The 19,037-nt window shown below is 57.2% G+C and carries 16 protein-coding genes and 1 pseudogene; 14 read left to right on the top strand and 3 right to left on the bottom strand.

Annotated elements, in window-relative coordinates; all coding sequences use genetic code 11:
* Positions 1 to 4 precede the first annotated feature (4 nt).
* The 9 genes and pseudogenes from HB631_RS12060 to dhaM form a co-directional block, all read left to right on the top strand.
* Positions 5 to 88, top strand: a pseudogene (locus HB631_RS12060) (electron transport protein HydN); the annotation flags it as partial.
* A 236-nt stretch (positions 89 to 324) separates the two neighbouring features.
* The gene (locus HB631_RS12055; RefSeq protein ID WP_213991395.1) at positions 325 to 1,605 is read left to right on the top strand and encodes a phosphatase PAP2 family protein; all 1,281 of its coding nucleotides are present in this window, start codon (positions 325 to 327) and stop codon (positions 1,603 to 1,605) included.
* Positions 1,606 to 1,729: 124 nt separating this feature from the next.
* Complete coding sequence (locus HB631_RS12050; protein ID WP_213991394.1) at positions 1,730 to 2,659, top strand: LysR family transcriptional regulator; 930 nt, start codon at positions 1,730 to 1,732, stop codon at positions 2,657 to 2,659.
* A gap of 101 nt (positions 2,660 to 2,760) precedes the next feature.
* Complete coding sequence (locus HB631_RS12045; RefSeq protein ID WP_213991393.1) at positions 2,761 to 3,939, top strand: MFS transporter; 1,179 nt, start codon at positions 2,761 to 2,763, stop codon at positions 3,937 to 3,939.
* A gap of 391 nt (positions 3,940 to 4,330) precedes the next feature.
* On the top strand, positions 4,331 to 5,560 hold the full coding sequence (locus HB631_RS12040; protein ID WP_213991392.1) for a hypothetical protein: 1,230 nt from the start codon (positions 4,331 to 4,333) through the stop codon (positions 5,558 to 5,560).
* Between the two features lie 223 nt (positions 5,561 to 5,783).
* On the top strand, positions 5,784 to 7,496 hold the full coding sequence (locus HB631_RS12035) for a GNAT family N-acyltransferase (RefSeq protein WP_213991391.1): 1,713 nt from the start codon (positions 5,784 to 5,786) through the stop codon (positions 7,494 to 7,496).
* A 234-nt stretch (positions 7,497 to 7,730) separates the two neighbouring features.
* On the top strand, positions 7,731 to 8,801 hold the full coding sequence (gene dhaK, locus HB631_RS12030) for a dihydroxyacetone kinase subunit DhaK (protein WP_213991390.1): 1,071 nt from the start codon (positions 7,731 to 7,733) through the stop codon (positions 8,799 to 8,801).
* 12 nt (positions 8,802 to 8,813) lie between these two features.
* Positions 8,814 to 9,458, top strand: coding sequence for a dihydroxyacetone kinase subunit DhaL (dhaL, locus tag HB631_RS12025; protein WP_213991389.1), 645 nt, complete (start codon positions 8,814 to 8,816; stop codon positions 9,456 to 9,458).
* 72 nt (positions 9,459 to 9,530) lie between these two features.
* A complete protein-coding gene (gene dhaM, locus HB631_RS12020; protein WP_213991388.1) occupies positions 9,531 to 10,997 on the top strand; it encodes a dihydroxyacetone kinase phosphoryl donor subunit DhaM in 1,467 nt (488 codons plus the stop codon).
* Positions 10,998 to 11,050: 53 nt separating this feature from the next.
* Here the strand turns inward: dhaM and HB631_RS12015 are convergent, their stop codons facing one another.
* Positions 11,051 to 12,331, bottom strand: a complete 1,281-nt coding sequence (locus HB631_RS12015; RefSeq protein WP_213991387.1) for a type II toxin-antitoxin system HipA family toxin — start codon at positions 12,329 to 12,331, stop codon at positions 11,051 to 11,053.
* 61 nt (positions 12,332 to 12,392) lie between these two features.
* Positions 12,393 to 12,722: a helix-turn-helix transcriptional regulator gene (locus HB631_RS12010; protein ID WP_213991386.1), complete on the bottom strand. Its 330-nt coding sequence runs from the start codon at positions 12,720 to 12,722 to the stop codon at positions 12,393 to 12,395.
* A 274-nt stretch (positions 12,723 to 12,996) separates the two neighbouring features.
* On the opposite strand from HB631_RS12010, the gene HB631_RS12005 reads away from it, so the two are divergent.
* A complete protein-coding gene (locus HB631_RS12005; protein ID WP_213991385.1) occupies positions 12,997 to 13,914 on the top strand; it encodes a nucleoside hydrolase in 918 nt (305 codons plus the stop codon).
* A 123-nt stretch (positions 13,915 to 14,037) separates the two neighbouring features.
* Here HB631_RS12005 and HB631_RS12000 read toward each other — a convergent pair whose 3' ends face one another.
* Positions 14,038 to 14,769, bottom strand: coding sequence for a glucose 1-dehydrogenase (locus HB631_RS12000; RefSeq protein WP_213991384.1), 732 nt, complete (start codon positions 14,767 to 14,769; stop codon positions 14,038 to 14,040).
* A 171-nt stretch (positions 14,770 to 14,940) separates the two neighbouring features.
* Here HB631_RS12000 and HB631_RS11995 point away from each other — a divergent pair, with 171 nt between their 5' ends.
* From HB631_RS11995 to HB631_RS11980, 4 genes are all read left to right on the top strand, one after another.
* Positions 14,941 to 15,324 carry a helix-turn-helix domain-containing protein gene (locus HB631_RS11995; RefSeq protein ID WP_213991467.1) on the top strand — a complete coding sequence of 128 codons (384 nt, stop codon included), beginning with the start codon at positions 14,941 to 14,943 and terminating at the stop codon, positions 15,322 to 15,324.
* A 180-nt stretch (positions 15,325 to 15,504) separates the two neighbouring features.
* Positions 15,505 to 17,046 (top strand): MFS transporter, encoded by a 1,542-nt coding sequence (locus HB631_RS11990; RefSeq protein WP_213991383.1) that lies wholly within the window; start codon positions 15,505 to 15,507, stop codon positions 17,044 to 17,046.
* Between the two features lie 31 nt (positions 17,047 to 17,077).
* A complete protein-coding gene (locus HB631_RS11985; protein WP_213991382.1) occupies positions 17,078 to 17,461 on the top strand; it encodes a tautomerase family protein in 384 nt (127 codons plus the stop codon).
* A 167-nt stretch (positions 17,462 to 17,628) separates the two neighbouring features.
* Complete coding sequence (locus tag HB631_RS11980; protein WP_213991381.1) at positions 17,629 to 18,801, top strand: alpha/beta fold hydrolase; 1,173 nt, start codon at positions 17,629 to 17,631, stop codon at positions 18,799 to 18,801.
* Positions 18,802 to 19,037 lie beyond the last annotated feature (236 nt).

Here is a 19,037-nt window from a genome sequence, read left to right as displayed (position 1 = left end):
GAACATGAATAAATTTGTTATCGCAGACAGCAGCCAATGCATCGGCTGCCGCACCTGCGAAATCGCCTGTTCGCAGGCGCATAGTGCCGGCTATGATGCCAAGCATAGTGTCGAGGATGGCGCCGAATAAGGTGACGGGCAGAGCGCTAAATACAGTACCGAGCAGAGTACCAAAGAGAGTGCCAAATACAGTGCCGAGCGAGTTAAAAGCAGAGCGCATCTATGGGTCGTGTCTTTTGACATTAAACTGTCATAAACGCAGCCTAGCTTAATGATGTTGTGACGTTTTCCCTCTTTTGTCCCATTTAGCTAAAAGGACTCGACATGCGGCATACCTATTCTTTCGTCATCGCGACCACCGCGATGCTCATTTCCACGGCCTGGGCGCGACCGAACGCGGAGGCTCCGGCCCAGATCAGCGCTATTGTGGACACCACCTCGTTCTACAGCCTGAACGTTGATTACCTCGAGCTGGATCAACACGTGCAAGATGCATTGCGCAAATCCCTGCAAGGGGACGCGGCAACCCTGACCCGCCCGCAGCTGGATAAAGCCAAGCAAACCGCCAAACAAGCGGATACAAAGTGGCTGGCCCAATCCGGCTATGATTTTGACGTCAAACAGAATCAACAGGTCGGCATCGCCATATTGTCTGATTTTTCGCAGTTAACGCCGGAAGTACAAAAGCGAAGCCTGGCGATAGTCACCCAAATCAACCAGGACGCCACCAAGGGACAGCGGCAACAGGCGCTGGTGGACGCGGAAGGACAGAACTACCTGTTTTTCATCACCGATGCCCTCGGTCCCCGCCTCGGTAAGGCCTTCCTTGCCGCCTATCAGAACGGCGAGATAAGCAAGGCCGCCGCGTTGATCAAAACCACGGAAATCAGCACCGGCGCGGCCAAAGATCATTTCAACTACCCCCGCCCCTTCTTAAGGCCCGGCAATGAAATCCACCTGGTGCCGGATGACATGGTGGTGCAGGACAACCATCCCTACACCGCCGTCCAGGGCGCCTTTCCCAGCGGCCACACCAACACCGGCTATACAGATGCCCTGCTGATGGGGGAAATGATCCCGGAACGGTTCCTGCCGCTGGTGGATCGCGGCGCCCGTTACGGCTACTCCCGTATCGTGCTCGGGGTACATTATCCGCTGGATATTATCGGCTCCCGCATGGTGGCGGAACGTAATGTCGCCCATTTTCTTAATGACGCCCGCTACCGCGCCCTGTTCGAAGAAGCCAAACAGCAGCTGCGCGGCGCGTTGGAAAAAGAGTGCGGCGTTTCTTTGGCTGAATGCGCCAAGAGCCAGGGCCAGGCCGACCCCTATCTGGGCAGCGGTATGACCCCGTTCTATCGCTACACCATGACCTATGGTTTGCCGAAAGATAACGCCGCGCCGGCCAGAGCCGTCAAGGTACCCGACGGTGCCGAAGTGTTGTTGGAAGGACCGTTGCCGAACCTCTCGGCCGCGCAGCGCCGGGCTCTGTTGGTCAAAACCGCCATACCGAACGGCTACCCGCTGTCCGCCGGCGAAGGGGAGCAGAATTTCTGGCAACGCCTGGACCTGCATGATGCGGCGCTGATGGGACATGCCCGTTAAACGCGATGGCCGCATTGTTTCGTTCACCGCACGTAAAAAAGGGTGGAATGACATTCCCCTTCCGCTTCCCCCGGCGGAAAGGTAGACTGCCGGGAGTGATTTATTCATTCCCGGGGGGAATACCATGGATCGGCTGGCGGCGATGGAAATGTTCATTTGCGTGGTGGAGACCGGCTCGTTTACGGCGGCGTCCCGGCGCTTGAATCTCGGCCAGCCGGCGGTGTCCAAAACCATCGCCCAGTTGGAAGAGCGGCTCGGCGTCAGGCTGTTGATTCGGTCAACCCGCGGCCTCACCCCCACCGAGGCCGGCGAAGAGTATTATCAGCGCGCCAAACGCGCCATGGACGATATCAATGAAGCCGAGTCGGCTGCCCGCGGTTCAGGCTCCGGATTAACCGGTCGGTTACGCATTTGTGCGCCGGTCACCTTCGCCCGCCTGCATATCCTGCCCCAATTGGGCCCCTTTCTGGCCCGCAATCCCGAGCTGAATGTCGATGTGGTACTGGACGATCGCCATGTCGATCTGATTTCCGAAGGCATCGATGTGGCGCTGCGGCTGGGGGACCTGCGTGATTCAAGCCTGATAGCCCGCAGGCTGGCCACCTGTCGTTTGCTGATTTTAGGTACCCCGGACTATTTCGCCCGTGCCGGCGAACCTCGGATACCGGAAGATTTATCGGCTCATCAGGCGGTAGTCTATACCCAGCGAGGCGGCGGGGGCTCCAAATGGGTCTTCCGCCGCCAGGAGGAAGAGCGCATCGTCAATGGACGGGGCCGGGTGCGGGTTTCCGCGGCGGAAGGCATCCGCACGCTGGTGCTGGCGGGCCTGGGACTCGCCATGGCATCGGAATGGATGTTCGCCCCCGAACTCGCCGCCGGACAGGTGGTGCCGGTGCTCAACGACTGGCATCTGCCCACGATGGATCTGTGGGGGGTATTTCCCACAGGCCGCATGGCCAGCGCCAAAGCCAGGGCGTTTGTCGCCTACCTTGCCGAAGTGGTCCCGGGAGGGGCGTCGTCCCTGGCGGACCCTAATTATTCCCGAGCAGAATAAATACTATCGTTTTTCTCGGTCTACTCTTACGCCGGGACATCCCGTATTCTTGCCGTCATTGAACGCCGACCGGGGTCGGCCATTGAATGGATAGAGAGACGATGTCAATTGCAACCTTAATGCCCAATGACAAAACCGGCGCCCTCGGCGCCCTGCTGATATTTGCCATGGCGGCGGCCTGCGGTATCGCGGTGGCCAATATCTATTACAACCAGCCGATGCTGGTGGTGATTTCCGCCAGTTTCCCCGGCCGGTTCGCCACCGGTCTCATCCCCACCGTCACCCAGCTGGGTTACGCGGCGGGGTTATTGCTGCTGGTGCCGCTGGGTGATTTGCTGGAAAGACGCAAATTGATTGTGGCCCAGTTTTTAATCCTGGCACTGGCGTCGCTGCTGGCGGCTTTCGCCCCCACGGCCTGGGTGCTGCTGGCGGCGTCGCTGGTGCTCGGCATCGGCGCCACGGCGGCGCAGCAAATTGTGCCGTTGGCGGCATCCATGGCGGAGCCCGCCCGTCGCGGCGCCGTGGTAGGCAGCGTGATGAGCGGTTTACTGTGCGGCATTTTGCTGAGCAGAACGTTGGCGGGCCTGGTAGCCGCCTATGCCGGCTGGCGGGCGATGTTTTTGCTGGGGGTTCCCCTGTCGCTGCTCGGCGCCTGGCTTATGGCCCGGATGCTGCCGAAAACCCAGGCGCAAACCGCCCTGGGTTACGGCGCGCTGATGGCTTCCCTGGTCCATCTGTGGCGTGAAGAGCCCCGCCTGCGGCAGGCAACCCTGACCCAGGGGGCGCTGTTCGCCGCGTTCAGCGCTTTTTGGACCGTTCTGGCGCTATATCTAGCCCAGCCCGCCTTTCATCTTGGCGCCGGTTATGCCGGTTTATTCGGTGTGGTGGGCGCGGCCGGCGTGTTCGCCGCCCCCGCCGCCGGCAGGCTGTCGGATAAGCTTGGCGGTCGCCGGGTGATCATGTGCGGGGTGGGGTTGGTTCTGGCGGCATGGCTGGTGTTTGTGGGCTGGACATCCCTGACCGGCTTAACGGTGGGTGTGATACTGCTGGATCTCGGCGTGCAGAGCGCGCTGGTGGCCAACCAGCACGTCATCTACGGTTTACGTGAAGAGGCCAAAGGCCGGGTGAATACCCTGTTTATGGGAGGCATGTTCCTCGGCGGCACCCTAGGTTCCATGGGCGCGATGCTGGCCTGGGAACGGGCGGGGTGGCAAGGCGTGGGTTATCTCGCCATCCTGCTGACGCTCCTGGCGGCGGCGGCCGTCATGCCGAAAAAATAGATTTCATGGTTATTACTTTACTGATGAATTTGAACAGGGGAGCTTTCGTCTTTGAAATCGCCCCTTTTTTATACGGGAATTATTATTCCCATTTAAGCCCGGTCTACATTATCGGGCGCTCATGGCCTCCATCGGCAGCCTGGCGGGCATAATCTGATCCCGCGCCGGCATTATGTTATTTCGCCACGGAGCGCTCCGTCAAAGAGTAACCGTACCAGGCCGGAAATCTGCCCGGCAATATCACTTTTCCTGCAGGCGCTTGTCCATACTTCCCCGACTCTATACTCTTTGCCTTGTGGTGATAATCAATCGGAAAATTAACCATCCGCTGAGCAGTCAGTGACCCATCCAACAATACTTAAAAATGGTTGCCAAAAAAGGAAGGACTATTATGGACGCTATCGCCTACCCCGATATCGAAGGTTATCTGATCTCTTTCTCTCCCCTGCGTAACGAACCGCCCGACAAAATAATGTTATTACGGCAACGCTTGCGCGCCGCGCAAAATTGCTGCTGCCATTGCCGTCCGCTCTGGCGGCAATGGCAGCAGGCAGCCCACAGTACATTGTTATCCGTCACCGCCAGGGGTTTGAACGTGCCGCATCCCAGCAAGTCTGTTCTTTACGGCCTGGAAAGTATGCGCGCCCTGAACAGGCGCTTGATCACCGGCAAAGATCAGGCCACCCTGGCCCCGCTCGGCGCTAACCTCACCTCACTCCCCATCAAGGATGTGTCGGACATCGCCAAAAGATACATTACCCGCATGGTGGATATCCGCAGCGGTAAATCGGAAGAACAGGCCGGCAAAGAGGAGCGCGCCGCCATGCATTATTATTCCCGACAGGCCATGAAAGGCTTATTGGAAACGGCGATTAAATGTCGACTGCGCGAAATCATGGTCATTCGCAATCGCGAGTATCATCCCCAGGACAATGGTTTACCCCCGTATCGGGATACCGCTGGAAAGATCGTGGAGATACGGAAAATTGCCAATCTTTCCGCCAACGCCGATTCAGGAAAACATTATCGTGCAGAAGCGGTATTGTCCTTTATCTCGTTGGAATTGTTCGGCGCCGACCGGGAGCGGCTGTTTCATTTTTTGCACTGCCGCAGATTAACCGAGGCCGATGTCCCGCCGCAGGCATCCCGCCTTATCGGCCAATGGGGGGTCATGGCCGCCAAGCCTATCACTAAGGAAACCTGTTTAGGAATTTATTCCGGTGTCCTGGTTTCACCGCTGGAAATGGGGGATGCCGAACTGTTCGACCATGATTATATTGTCGATATCTCCCTCAAAGGACAGCCGATAACCTACCTGGACAGTGACGGCATACTGTCGAAAATCAATACGCTTTTTGCCTATGATCAGTTCGGCACGCCCGTTGGCCAGGCTGAAACAGGCTACAATGTGGAACACGCGAAATTCAAGGCCAGCTTGAGGGGTGGGCGAAGAGTCAATGTCATCGCGTTGTTTGCCACACAAGACATTTCAATGGGTCAGGAAATTCGTGTCAATTACCATTATTCGAAAGAAATGATAAAGCATAGTCAGAGCCGATTCTCATCCTCCCCACTCGCATCAGATTGCTTTAACTCTGGCCCGGCGAAAAATCTTGTTTGAATGACGACAATGAATAAAATAAATAAACTCTTTCTCCCTACCCATAGAGAACATTTTTTTAATTAAGTAGGGTTTTATATTAGTCTCGGTTGCCGCGAATAATACCTCCATGACGCGAGTCGATAGTAGGAAGCGGGCATCGTTCTCCTTATCATCATTTACCTGCCATTTAATTGTCATCTGTCCGGATTATGTTCAATACAACTTACCCGGAGATAATCCCATGTTTAGTATGGATATGGTGCTGCAGGATCTTGATCCGCAGCATAAAACCGCTCCCTGGAAACGTAATCTTCTGCGTTATTTATTCCGCGAAAAATATTTCCGGCAATTGGCGGAGGATTACCGGCACCTGAAGGGCATGGACATGGTGAAGCAGATGCTGGAGCATTTCAACCTGCGCTGCGAGCTGTCCGAGCGGGATCTGGAACAAATCCCCAGCTACGGTCCGGTGGTACTGGTGGCCAATCACCCACTCGGCATACTGGACGGACTGGCGCTGCTGCATGCCGTCTCCTCCGTGAGGACGGATGTCAAGGTGGTGGCAAACCGAGTGCTGTCCTGTGTGGATGCCCTGGGCAGTCTGATGATCCCGGTGGATAACATGGGCAACCGCACCAGCCGCGACCAGGTGGCTATGATGCAACAGCATCTTGAAAAGCAAGGGGTCCTGATACTCTTTCCCGCCGGCGAAGTCTCCCGCTTCGGTGGCAAAGGCATTCGCGACGGCCACTGGCACACCGGCTTTATTCGCCTGGCGGCAAAAAACCGCGCCTGCATCGTACCGGTGCATATCGGCGGACGTAACAGCGCGCTGTTTTATGCCTGTTCCCTGATATATCGACCATTGTCCATGCTGCTGCTGGTGCGGGAAATGTTCTTGCAGGGCGGAAACCGGCTGCGGTTGAGAGTGGGCGCGCGCATCCCCTTCGCCAGCTGGCATGACGGTCACACTCAGGCCAAAGATCTCGCCGAGCGTTTTCGCCGCCATGTTTACCGGCTGGGGCAGGGTAAAGAAGGCTTTTTCCGCAGCGAATCCGCCATCGCGCGGGCGGAGGACCGCGCCGTACTCAAACGCGCCCTTGAGGGCAGTGAAATCCTGGGTCATTTACCGGACGGTAAAATCATTTATCTGTACCGGCGCAACGGAGAGGACCACGTCCCCATACTGCGCGAATTGGGACGTTTGCGGGAGATTGCCTTTCGCGCGGTGGGGGAAGGCAGCGGCCGCCGTCGGGACCTCGACGGTTATGACGATGACTATTATCATCTGATCCTATGGGATGCCCAGGGTCTGGAAATCGTCGGAGCATACCGTTTTATCCCCACCGCGGAGCAATACCGGCTTAAAGGCATCAACGGTATCTATACTCATAGCCTGTTTCATTACGGCCACCAGATGGACGACATTTTGGCGCAGGGTATTGAGCTGGGGCGGAGTTTTATTCAGCCGGCCTATTGGGGAAAACGCAGTCTGGACTCTCTCTGGATCGGTATCGGCGCGTATCTGGCCAAGTACCCGCAGTACCGCTACCTGTTTGGTCCTGTGTCCATTTCCGGCGGCATGCCGGTGGCGGCGCGGGACCTGCTGATTGCCTTCTACCGGCTCTATTTCGCTCCCTCGCTGCCGCTGGCGACGTCGCGCCAGCCGTACCCCGCTTCGCTACCCGAAGTATTGGCCCAGTTCACCGGCGATAATTATCAGGAAGACCTCCATCGGCTTAAGCGCCTGTTTGTCAATTTCGGCTGCAGCATACCTCCTTTGTATAAACAATATTCCGAACTGTGCGCAGCCGGCGGCGTGCAGTTTATCGATTTCGGTTCCGATCCGGCCTTCAACGATTGCATCGACGGCCTGGTGCTGGTGGATTTGCACCAGCTGAAGCCCGCCCGTTATGAACGCTATATCGGCATACATAGGGATGTTCCGATATGAGACGCCCCCCTCAGAAATAGCTCGCAACCCCTCCTACAATTCAATGATTTTCCGCAGTTAATTTGTTCCTTTTATTCGCCCGTCAGCCTCTGAACATAAACCGCCTATTCTGAATAGGAGAAGGCACATGTTGAAGATTATCCGATACGCTGCCGTCTCATATAGGCAACCGGAGGCGCTGCTTCCCATCGGCATCTATGCCGGAAGACCCTCTCATTTCCTAAGGAACGCACTATGAAAAAATTCATTAACGGCGTGGATGACCTTCTGGCCGGTCAGCTGGCCGGCCTGGTGGCGGCTCATCCCTCGCTTATCCTGCACCGGGACCCGGTGTATGTTACCCGCGTCGATGCGCCTGTCACCGGCAAGGTGGCGCTGCTTTCCGGCGGCGGCAGCGGCCACGAACCCATGCATGCCGGCTACATCGGCGAAGGAATGTTGGACGGCGCCTGCCCGGGCGAAGTCTTTACCTCGCCGACGCCGGATCAAATGTTCGAATGCGCCATGGCGCTGGACGGCGGTCACGGCGTACTGCTGCTTATCAAGAACTACACCGGTGATGTGATGAACTTCGAAACCGCCGCCGAGCTGCTGCACGATGCCGGCGTTCCGGTGGCCACCGTACTGGTGGACGACGATGTGGCGGTAAAAGACAGCCTGTACACCGCCGGCCGGCGCGGCGTCGCCAACACCGTGGTGCTGGAAAAACTGCTGGGAGCGGCGTCGGCGCGGGGAGATAACCTCGATCAATTGCAGGCCCTGGGGTACCGTCTCAATAACGACGGTTTTTCCCTGGGCGTGGCCCTTGGCGCCTGTACCGTGCCGGCCGCGGGCCGGCCATCGTTCATCCTGGCGGAAAACGAAATGGAGTTCGGCGTCGGCATCCACGGCGAACCGGGCATTGAGCGGCGTACCTTTCACAACCTGAATGACACGGTTGATCAGATGTTCGCTACACTGATTGAAAACGGTGATTATCAGCGCACCCTCCGCCGCTGGGATCGCGAACTGGGAGACTGGCAGGATGAGATCCAGGATAAACAGGCGCTGCAACGAGGCGACCGGGTCATCGCCGTGGTGAACAACCTGGGAGCGACGCCGCTTTCCGAACTTTACGACGTCTATCGCCGTCTCGGCGAATGTTGCGCCGAGGCCGGCATTGAAATTGCCCGCAGCCTGGTGGGATCCTGGTGTACGTCGCTGGATATGTACGGGGTTTCCATCACGCTGATGCGGGCCGATGAGGAAACCCTCGCGCTCTGGGACGCACCGGTTAACACCCCCGCCCTGCGCTGGCATTGCTAACGGGAGACAGAAATGGCATTAACCAAACAGCAGATTGTGGATTGGCTGCAGCGTTGCGGCGAGGTGTTCCAGCAGCAGCGGGATTTCCTCACCAATCTGGATACCGAAATTGGCGATGGCGATCACGGTCTTAACATGCATCGCGGATTCAGCAAGGTGGTGGAAAAACTGCCCACTTTCGCCGATAAAGATATTGGCTTCATCCTGAAAAATACCGGCATGGTCCTGCTCTCCAGCGTCGGCGGGGCCAGCGGCCCGCTGTTCGGTTCCTTTTTTATTCGCGCCGCGCAGAGTACCGCCGCCCTTGAGAGCCTCGAGCTGCCGGAACTGTACCTCATGCTAAAGGACGGCGTGGACGGCGTGGTGACGCGCGGTAAGGCGGAACCGGGTGATAAGACCATGTGCGACGCATGGTGGCCGGTGGTTGCGGCGCTGAAACAGGCACAGGATGAAGGTGACACCCTCCCCGCGGCGTTGGATCGGGCTTTGGCGCAGGCTCGCCAGGGGGTAGAGGGAACGGTCGCCATGCAGGCGCGTAAAGGGCGCGCCAGCTATCTGGGTGAACGCAGCATCGGTCATCAGGACCCCGGCGCCACATCGGTGATGCTGATGGTGGAGGCACTGGCAGCGGCGGCGCATCAAGGGGAACGGGGCTAGTCAGGGTTAATCTGGCGGCGGAGGCGCTGAAGGCATGATGGAAGCGGCGCGGCAGGTGTAATGGGGCAAGCTATGGTTAATCTTGTGGTGGTTTCCCACAGCGCCAAACTGGCGGAAGGGGTGGCGGAACTGGCGGGGCAAATGATGCAGGGCGGTTGCCGGCTCGTCACGGCGGCCGGCGTGGACGACGAAGCACACCCCATCGGGACCGACGCGGTCAAGATCATGATGGCCATCGAAGAGGTGTTCGACCCCTCCGGCGTGGTGGTTTTGATGGATCTGGGCAGCGCGCTGCTCAGCGCCGAAACGGCCCTGGAATTGCTGGATCCGGATATGGCGCGGCAGGTCAGGCTTTGTGCCGCGCCGCTGGTGGAAGGGACGCTGGCGGCCGCGGTGGCCGCCTCGAACGGCGCCGGCCTTGACCAGGTAATAACCGACGCCATGGAAGCGCTGGCCGCCAAACGGGCCCAATTGGGGGAAACCGCCCCCGCCGAAAAAGAAGCGCCGCCGAGTGGAACAGCGCCCGCCGAAGGGATGGCGGTAACACCGCCGGGGGATGGCGCGCGCCGCGCCGTCTGGCGCATAGAGAATCCGCACGGTTTGCACGCCCGACCGGCCGCCCGGCTGGTGTCGGTGCTGTCGCCGTTCGCCGCCCGACTGACGCTGGAAAAAGCCGGGCGGTTCGCCGATGCCACCCGTATTAACCAGGTAGCCTCCCTACAGGTGCGCCAGGGTGACGAGATAGTGCTTTACGCCGAGGGCGAACAGGCCGAGGCGGCGCTGGCGGCATTTCTCCACGAGGCACGGACCGGCTTTGGCGAGACTATCCCAACGCAAGAGGGTGACATGCTGCAAGGCACAACGGTGGCGGAGACCCCCGTCACCGCTCCTGCCTGGCGTCTTACCGTCTCTCCTATTAAACAAGTACAGCAAAGTCCCGCCATGACCGGCGATACGGTTGAGCAGGAGCAGCGGCGTTTTGCCGAGGCGATTGACCAAGCGCAGCGGCAGCTGGAACAACTCGCTGCTGCCATCAGCCTTCGTCTCGGCCCGCGCTTTGCCGGCATTTTCGAAGCACAGGCCATGCTGCTGGCGGACGAGGGATTACGGGCCGCGGTAGCGGAAAAAATCCCGCGGTTCGGCAGCGCGTCCGCCGCCTGGGAACAAGAAACCGCGGTTATGGCGGCTGATTACGCCAGCCTGCAGGATGAGTATTTACGGGTGCGGGAGCTGGATGTCCGCGACATGCGGGCCGCGGTACTGGCGCTGATTGACAAGACGCCGCCGCCGCTGCCGCCACCGAGCGAGGAATATATCTTGATTGCCGACGAGATATTTCCCTCCCGGCTGGCGTCGCTGGACCGAGTCAAGGTGGCGGGCATCGCCCTGGCGGGAGGACATCCCCTGTCCCATACCGCTATCCTGGCCCGGGCGATGGGTATTCCCATATTGGTAGGCATAACCGGCCTTATGGACCGGGTGCATGACGGCCAGACTGTCACCCTGGACTCGGCGCGGGGAATTTTGCGGATATCCTGAAATTCGCCGCCATGATCCTAATCAAGGCCAGGATCACTGCACACCGAGTGATTTTAACGCTTGAGGAAGGACAAATTATGCTTAATGCAATCTGAAATCCGCTTCAATTCTCCCAGGGGGATATCTTGCGTCATTTCACTGGCGATGCGGGCGAATCCGGTTGCAATATCAGCCACTTCCTCAATAATGCCATTCATCCTGGCCGGTCTGATATCGGCTTTACCGGCGACGGTCAGCAGTGCCGTGCGAGTGATATCTGCTCCAAGCCCGTCGACTGATGTCTGATGCTGTCCGCCGGGGCCGTTCGAAAAAGTCAAATCATAGGCGGGAGATACGACCCACTCGCTGTTTCCATTCAAAACGAAGGAAAAGTTCTTCACATGGTCGTCCCGGTTGTGCAGTAGGACGTTGAACACCATGCGACGAGCCTGGATTTCTTTTTCCACCACAGAGCGTGTGATAAGACTTGTCGCCCTAAGGATATCCGTGTAGTCCATACTGGGTAGCCGAAAATCCGCATGCAGGGCGCCGGCCATACTCAGTACCGGCACCTTTATGCCCTGCCGGCGATCGAACCGTTTTACTCCAAATGCCGACAGGTCATCGCCAAGACGAAAATAGCGGCTCTCGGGGAAATCCACGCCCGCCATTCGCGCCAGCCGGGCGTATACTTCCTCAAGCGCGCAAACCCAAGGACTCTCCTGCGCAGCAGGGAATTTTACCAACCAAGATTCACTTCCCGTGAATACTGTCGTTGCCAACCGGTGGGTGGCCGGTTGATATTCAATCTGAGCTTTGGGCCTTGCACCCTGCGGTGAGCCACCTAACAGGAACAGCTCGCGCAATGCCTCCGAGCCCCCGCCGCTAAGTTCCTGACGGATCTGCTGGGCCAGTCCGGTCAGACCTCGAATATCATACTTATCACTCTGCGCGCTTGCAAAGTGTGCCGCCGGCCGGTATGTCAGAGCCCCCATCGTGTTATCCCCTAGCAGCGCGAGACGGTCAAGGACTGAGACACGATTGGGATCAACATTATTAAGGCGCAGGAACCTGTCCATCAACAGCCAGCCCCACCCATCCGGGAGAGAATCCGATATGAAGCCCGGCAGCCAATGCTGAAAGTGCTCGAAATTTGCCCAAGTATCAGTAGAAAGCGGTAATTGCAGAGGTGAAAACTCAATGCCGCGTTCGAGCGCTTCACGACTGTACTCAAAGAGATAACGGCCACTTATTGCACTTTCCGCCAACTGACCCAGCACCCATTGCTCCCCCCAACCACTGTAGATGACCTGTAGCTGGCTCAGTTGTCCGTACCGAAAGGGTTGAATTGCCATTTTCTCTGTCTCCACTATGTGAGCCAAGAACAGTTAACCAAGAACAGTTAACCAAGAACAGTCAGCCGCCGGCCGGCTTACTGAGCGGACGCGATGTCCGCCTGGCCCGCTGTCGTATTGGAGCTTTCAGTGCTTCAATCTGGGCAATAGTCACGGGCTGCGGCAAAAACAGCGATTTAACTTCGTTTTCCAACCGCAAGGCAAAGACAACTTTTATAAAATTCTCAAGCGTGCCCTGCCCCTTACTCTCCAACTTCTTAAGCGCCGAGGCGGAAACGCCACTCCTGGCGGACAATTCTGCCTGGAGCATGTTACGGCGTAGACGGTACTCACGAAGGCGATGGCCCAGTTCAGGCAGTATCTCTGACTCGGTATAAAGCATAAGAGCCATAAATGCATCTCCAATAAACTATAAATCGCATTAAGAGCTTTAAATAAGACTATTATAATAACAAAAATGTCGCCTTGTATATACACCATTTTATAGTTTTAAATACATCTTTTAATATTATTTAATGCCTATAAAGGATGTATACAAGTCTCTTATTCAAATGAATGATATCTCCGCGGCGGGTATCCTACCGGTTAAAATCCGTTGCCTGAAGTTGCCGGCGGCGATATTTTGAAGTCTCAGCAGCGTTGCGCACCGCAACCGGAGCACAGTAATGGCAACTCATAAAATTATTCTGGATTGCGATCCGGGGGTGGATGACGCCGTGGCGATTCTGCTGGCATTGGCCTCGCCGGCGGAGATTGAAGTGGCGGGCATTACCACCGTGGCGGGCAACAGGCCGCTTAAGCAGACACAATACAATGCCCGGCGGATATGCACGCTGGCCGCCCGCGACGATATCCCGGTGTATGCCGGCTGCGGCAGGCCGATGATTGAAGCCCGGGGCCGGTCCGCCCCGATACATGGCGGCGACGGCTTAGGGGATGTGCCTCTGGCCGAACCGACCGTGCCGCTGCAAAGCCGACACGGGGTGGATTTTATCATCCAGGCCGTTACCGAGGCGCCGGGGGAAATCACTCTTTGTCCCATCGGGCCGATGACCAATATCGCCCTGGCTATCGTTAAACAGCCCGACATCGTGCCGAAAATCAAAAATATCGTCTTTATGGGCGGCGCGGCGTTTTGTCCGGGCAATGTCTCGCCGGTGGCGGAATTTAATCTCTTTTTCGATCCCTGGGCTGCCCGGATTGTCCTGAGCGCCGGCATACCCCAGGTGATGTTCGGACTGGATGTCACCCACCAGGCTAAAACCAACGGACCCTTTCTCGACGCCCTGCGACTGGCCGGCCCGCTGCCGGCGACAATCAGCGCCATGATCCAACGATACGGCACCGGCGATCACTGCCTGCACGATCCCTGCGTGATTGCCTGGCTTATCGATCCGTCGCTGTTTGACGGTGTCTCGGGACAGGTGCGGGTTAACTGTCAAGACGATGGATTGCGCGGCCAGACCGTAGTGACCCTCCCCACGGGCCACCCCGGCGACGCCCCGCCTAATATACAGGTGATGACCCAGGTGGATAATCCGCGCTTCCTGGCGCTGTTGGCCGAGCGGCTAAAGCGCTTTTAACGAAACTCACATTCTGTGGCTGAAAGACCGACTAACCAAACGCACATCCAGCCTTGACCCATGGATGAAAGTCCGGCTGACTTAAAGCACCTCCACTCTAGATCCATGGGTAGAATAAGACGTTCAGACCTGCGCCAGGCCGCCGTCGATGCAGAGTTCCGCGCCGGTAATAAAGCTGCTTTCGTCCGAGGCGAGAAAAAGCGCCGCCGACGCCACCTCTTCCGGGCGGCCGAGACGACCCAGCGGTATCAGTTCCGCTACCGTTTTTCTCAGTTCATCGGATGCGCCGTCAAACATCGGCGTGTCAATTGGGCCCGGGCTGAGGGTGTTCACGCGAATACCGCGGCCGGAGAGTTCCTTGGCCCAGGTGCGGGAATAGGATCGCATCACCGCCTTCGAGGCGCCATAGACGCCGTATCCCTCCGTACCGATAAATCCCGCGATGGATCCCATCAGTACCACGGCGCCGCCATCAGACATCAACGGCACGGCGCCTTGCACGGTAAACAGCGAGGCGCGGGCATTCAGATTGAACGTCTTATCGAAATGCGTCGCCGTGATGTCGTCCAAGGTGGCGTATTCCGATGTTCCCGAGTTCACCACCAGTATGTCCAGTTTGCCCTTTTTGTCTTTCACCGTTTGGTACAGCCGCGTTATATCCGCATCTGAAGTAAGATCCCCCCGCACCGCTTGGGCGTTGTCTCCCAACAATGCCAACGCGCTGTCCAGTTCCGCCTGCCGGCGCCCGGTAATAAAGACATACGCCCCTTCGCGCACAAACCGTTGCGCCACGGCCAGGCCGATTCCGCTGTTGCCGCCGGTGATAACCGCAATCTTTCCGCTTAATCTCGACATGGTCACTCCTCATCTTTTAGGTTGACATCAAGATATACGACGTATATCTAATGTCAATTACGCACCTGAAGTAGCCCAGATATAGACAAGGTAACCGCCATGACGAAAATTGAAGACCAAATACGGGAAGAGGCCATGCCGAAAATTGAAGACCGCGTACGGAAAGATGCCATGCCTAAAACTGAAGACCGCGTACTGGTGGAAGCCTTGACCACCAGGCCGATACTTGATCAGATCGCCAATAAGTGGTCGGTATTGATCCTCACCGTCCTCTGCACGGAACCCGCGCGTTTCAACGCCATCAAACGGCGTCTGGATGGAATCACCCACAAAGCGCTGACCGAAGCGCTCCGCCGTCTTGAAAGAAACGGGCTGGTCTCTCGCAGGGTGATCACCTCGTCCCCCATAGCGGTGGAATACTCTCTTACCCCGTTGGGGCACTCATTGCAGGAACCTTTTACCGCCCTGTATGGCTGGGCGACTAATCATCAATCCGATATCGAACGGGCCCAGTTGGACTATGACAGACGCAGGGCGGTGGAGCTTGCGGAATAGATAATGGCAAAGACAAAAATAAAGAACGCCGACCCGGGTTGACATGGCCACCAATGCCTTTGACCGTCTATCCGTTCACACAGGCAATGGCCATCGGCTCGTCTCTTGAAGCGAATTTTGTGTTGCTTAAAATAGATTATAATAATAATCTATTTTAGTGATTCAACCACAGAGATGAGCATGTCCTTAACCAACATTATTGCGGCTCCGTCAGAGAGGCAGCGACGTTACGAAGTCCTGGTGACGACGTCCGGCGTCTCGTTTATGATCATGCTTGACGCCAATATCGTTGCGGTGTCTCTTCCCTCTATCGCCGGGTACCTGCACAGCGCTTTCAGCGGCGTTGAATGGGTTATCAGCGCCTATATCCTGGCCTTTGTCGCGTGCCTGATGCCCGCCGGCGCCATAGCCGACCGCTTCGGCAGGAAAAAATGCCTGCTGTGGGGACTGGCGATTTTCACTTTAGCGTCGGTTTTCTGCGGTTTGTCGCAATCCATTATGCAGCTCAATATCGGCCGGGCTTTGCAGGGCATCGGGGCTGCGATGCAGCTCAGCTCGGCTCTCGCCGTCCTGGGAAAGGAATTTCAGGGTAGCGAAAGGGCCAAGGCATTTGCGGTGTGGGGCGTGGTCATCGGCGTGGCGGCCACGGCGGGGCCGATAGTAGGTGGCGTCATCACCGCCGGGTTGGGATGGCAATGGGCTTTTTTGATCAATGCGCCGATCGGCGTTGCGCTGTTTATCCTGGCAGCGCGATCGGTGAATGAGTCACGGGATCTGCTCCATGCCCGCCTTGATATCAGCGGGGCGATACTCTTTGCCGCGGCATTGGCCTGCTTCGCCACCGCATTGATTGACGGCGGCAATCAAGGATTCAACCTCTTTTCCGTTAAGATGCTTTTTCTCGCCGGCGCCCTGTTATTTATTGTTTTCATTTATGCGGAACGCCTTCAGAAACGGCCGATGGTGGATTTGCAGCTGTTTCGCAACCCGGCATTTATCGGTTCCAGTATCGCGATGCTTGCCTTTGCGTCCACCTGTTACGTCATGACCACCTATCTGCCGGTTTTCCTGCAAGGAACATTTTTTTCCAATCCGGGCAAAACCGGACTGGCTTTGCTGCCTTTCAGTATCCCCCTGTTGACCGGCCCCTGGTTTGCCGGGCGTCTTTCGCAAACATTTTCCGGCCGTGGGATATTGGTTATCGGACTGCTGCTGGCGGCGGCAGGTAATGCCGTTATTGCCTGGGCGGCGACAGGCAGTTATCTCTTCGTCGCCATAGGCATGTTTATATTAGGCATGGGCGCCGGCCTGCTTAACGGTGAAACCGCCAGGGTTTCCATGCAGGTGGTGCCGTTGGAACGCGCCGGGATGGCGTCGGGGCTGGCATCCACCTTCAGGTTTGTCGGGTTGCTTATCGGCCTGACCGGGCTCGGCGCTGTATTAACGGCGGGAATCAGCCGCTTTTTTGCCGTACAGCGTTTACACCTTCCCCTGGCTGAAACCGTTGACCTGCGGGACGCCGTTCATCACGTCGCCGCCGGCCAGATACAGTCATGGCTGGCAGATAAAATCCCGTCCGGCGGCATGACCCTTTGGCTACAGACCGCCCATCAGGGATTCATTTTCGGTTTCAGCCTGCTGATGGCCTGCGCGGCGATTATCGCCGCCGTATCCGCGTTAGCGACATTCATACTTTTGGGACGCTCCTCGCAGCGTCTTTAATGAAAAACCCTCGGCAACAGGAGCATAAACGATGCCTATCGTACGTATTGATACCATGAAGAATCAAGACAGCGGCTACATAGGGAAAATCGGCCATATCGTTTACGAGGCCATGCGAACCGCCATTTCAGTACCTGAGAATGATAACTTCCAGGTTCTGAATGAACATGACCGTGAACATTTGGTGTATGACGCGAAATACCTCGGTATCACGCGAACCGACCGGCTGGTGATGATCCAGATAACCCTGAACGAAGGCCGAACCCTCGATCAGAAAAAGCGGCTCTACCAGACTATCGCCGATGAGTTGCATCAACAGCTCGGCATCTCTCCCGGCGACGTCTTTATCAATCTGGTGGAGGTGAAAAAGGAGAACTGGTCGTTTGGCAACGGTATAGCCCAGTATGCCGACTGAGATCCTCGGCAACGGCGCATTCCGCTTATCAAGCGCCATCCTTTATAATGTCCGTATTTTCGTACATTAAGGCCCTATTTTGGCTTTAATGTACGATTTTAGCGGCATTAGGCACCCCTTTTTGGCAATGAGACCTCCGTCAGCCCCAACTACACAAGGAACTTTTCATGCAGTATAAACGGATACGCACCAAAATCAGCGTACTGCTCGGCCTCCTTCTTGCCGGAACCCTGTTGGCAAGTCCGGCACTTGCCCAGTCAAATTCGCTAAAGCCTGCCGACAGCAACGCGCCGGCTTCACCCTGGGATCGGCAGATCAACCGGGCCGCCGTGCAGGGGGACGCGTGGTTCGACAACTACACCTTCCGCGATGGCGAGACGCTCAAGAGACTGAAGATCCATTATGCAACCCTGGGCAAGCCGCATCGGAACGCCAGGGGCGACATCGACAATGCGGTCCTTGTGTTGCATTGGACCGGTGCCGACAGCCGCGCGCTTTTGAGTCCCACCTTTACCAAAGCGCTGTTCGATTCGGGCCGTCCCCTCGACGCGAACCGCTACTATCTCATCTTTACCGACAGCGTGGGCCATGGTCAATCCAGCCAGCCGAGCGACGGATTGAAGGCAAAATTCCCCAATTACGATTATGGCGATATGGTTGATCTCCAGCACAAGCTGGTGACAGAGACGCTGGGGATCAGGCATCTCCATGCCATTCTCGGCATGTCCATGGGTGGAATGAACGCCTGGCAGTGGGCGGAGGCCTATCCCGACATGATGGACGGCGTGATGCCGGTGGTTTCGCTGCCGATCAAGGTTTCAGGCCGCAACCTGCTGTGGCGGCGCATGGTGATCGACGGAATCCGCACCGATCCGCAGTGGATGAACGGAGAGTACAAACACACTCCCCGCAGTTGGGTCCTGGGCTACAACGTGCTGCGGATGATGATTGACAGCGCGCCGAACCTGCAAAGAACCATTCCCGACGGGCCGGCGGCGGACACCTTCCTGGCGGCTAACCGCACCGCGGCCGGGCACGTTGACGCCAACGACATTCTTTATTCTCTTAAGTCGTCATTCAGCTATGATCCTGAGCCCGGCCTAGCCAACATCAAAACCAAGCTTTTCGCGCTCAATTTTTCCGACGACGAGTTTAATCCGGACAGCCTGCAGGTGCTCGAACATCTTGTACCGAAGCTTAAACAGGGCCGTTATATCGTTCAAGCGGGCACGCCCACATCCCCCGGTCACCTCACTATGACGCGCCCCGATCTTTGGGCACCGCATGTCGCCGAGTTTATGCAGTGGCTTGGCGATAAGCCGTCCCAGGCAGGCAACTAGCCATTATGCCGGACTGTATCGCAATCTTGTAACCGTTGAGTGGCAGGGACGGCGTGGGATCGTCCCTTCAAGCGTTAGGCTACGGGACAAATTTGCAGATTGAGTGAGGCTGGATTTTTTTATAGCAGGCGTTGGTTATTCGAGGCTATTCTGCGGGGGGAAGCATTCATGGCACGCGCGCATTTGTGCCCAAATGGCATGGGGGAAGCGAGCCGGGGAATTTCGTCAACGCCTTT

It is taken from the genome of Sodalis sp. dw_96 (assembly GCF_018449575.1).
Taxonomy (GTDB): domain Bacteria; phylum Pseudomonadota; class Gammaproteobacteria; order Enterobacterales; family Enterobacteriaceae; genus Acerihabitans.
The sequence above is the reverse complement of the archived record's forward strand: the minus strand, read 5'-3'. Positions and strand labels throughout refer to the sequence as shown.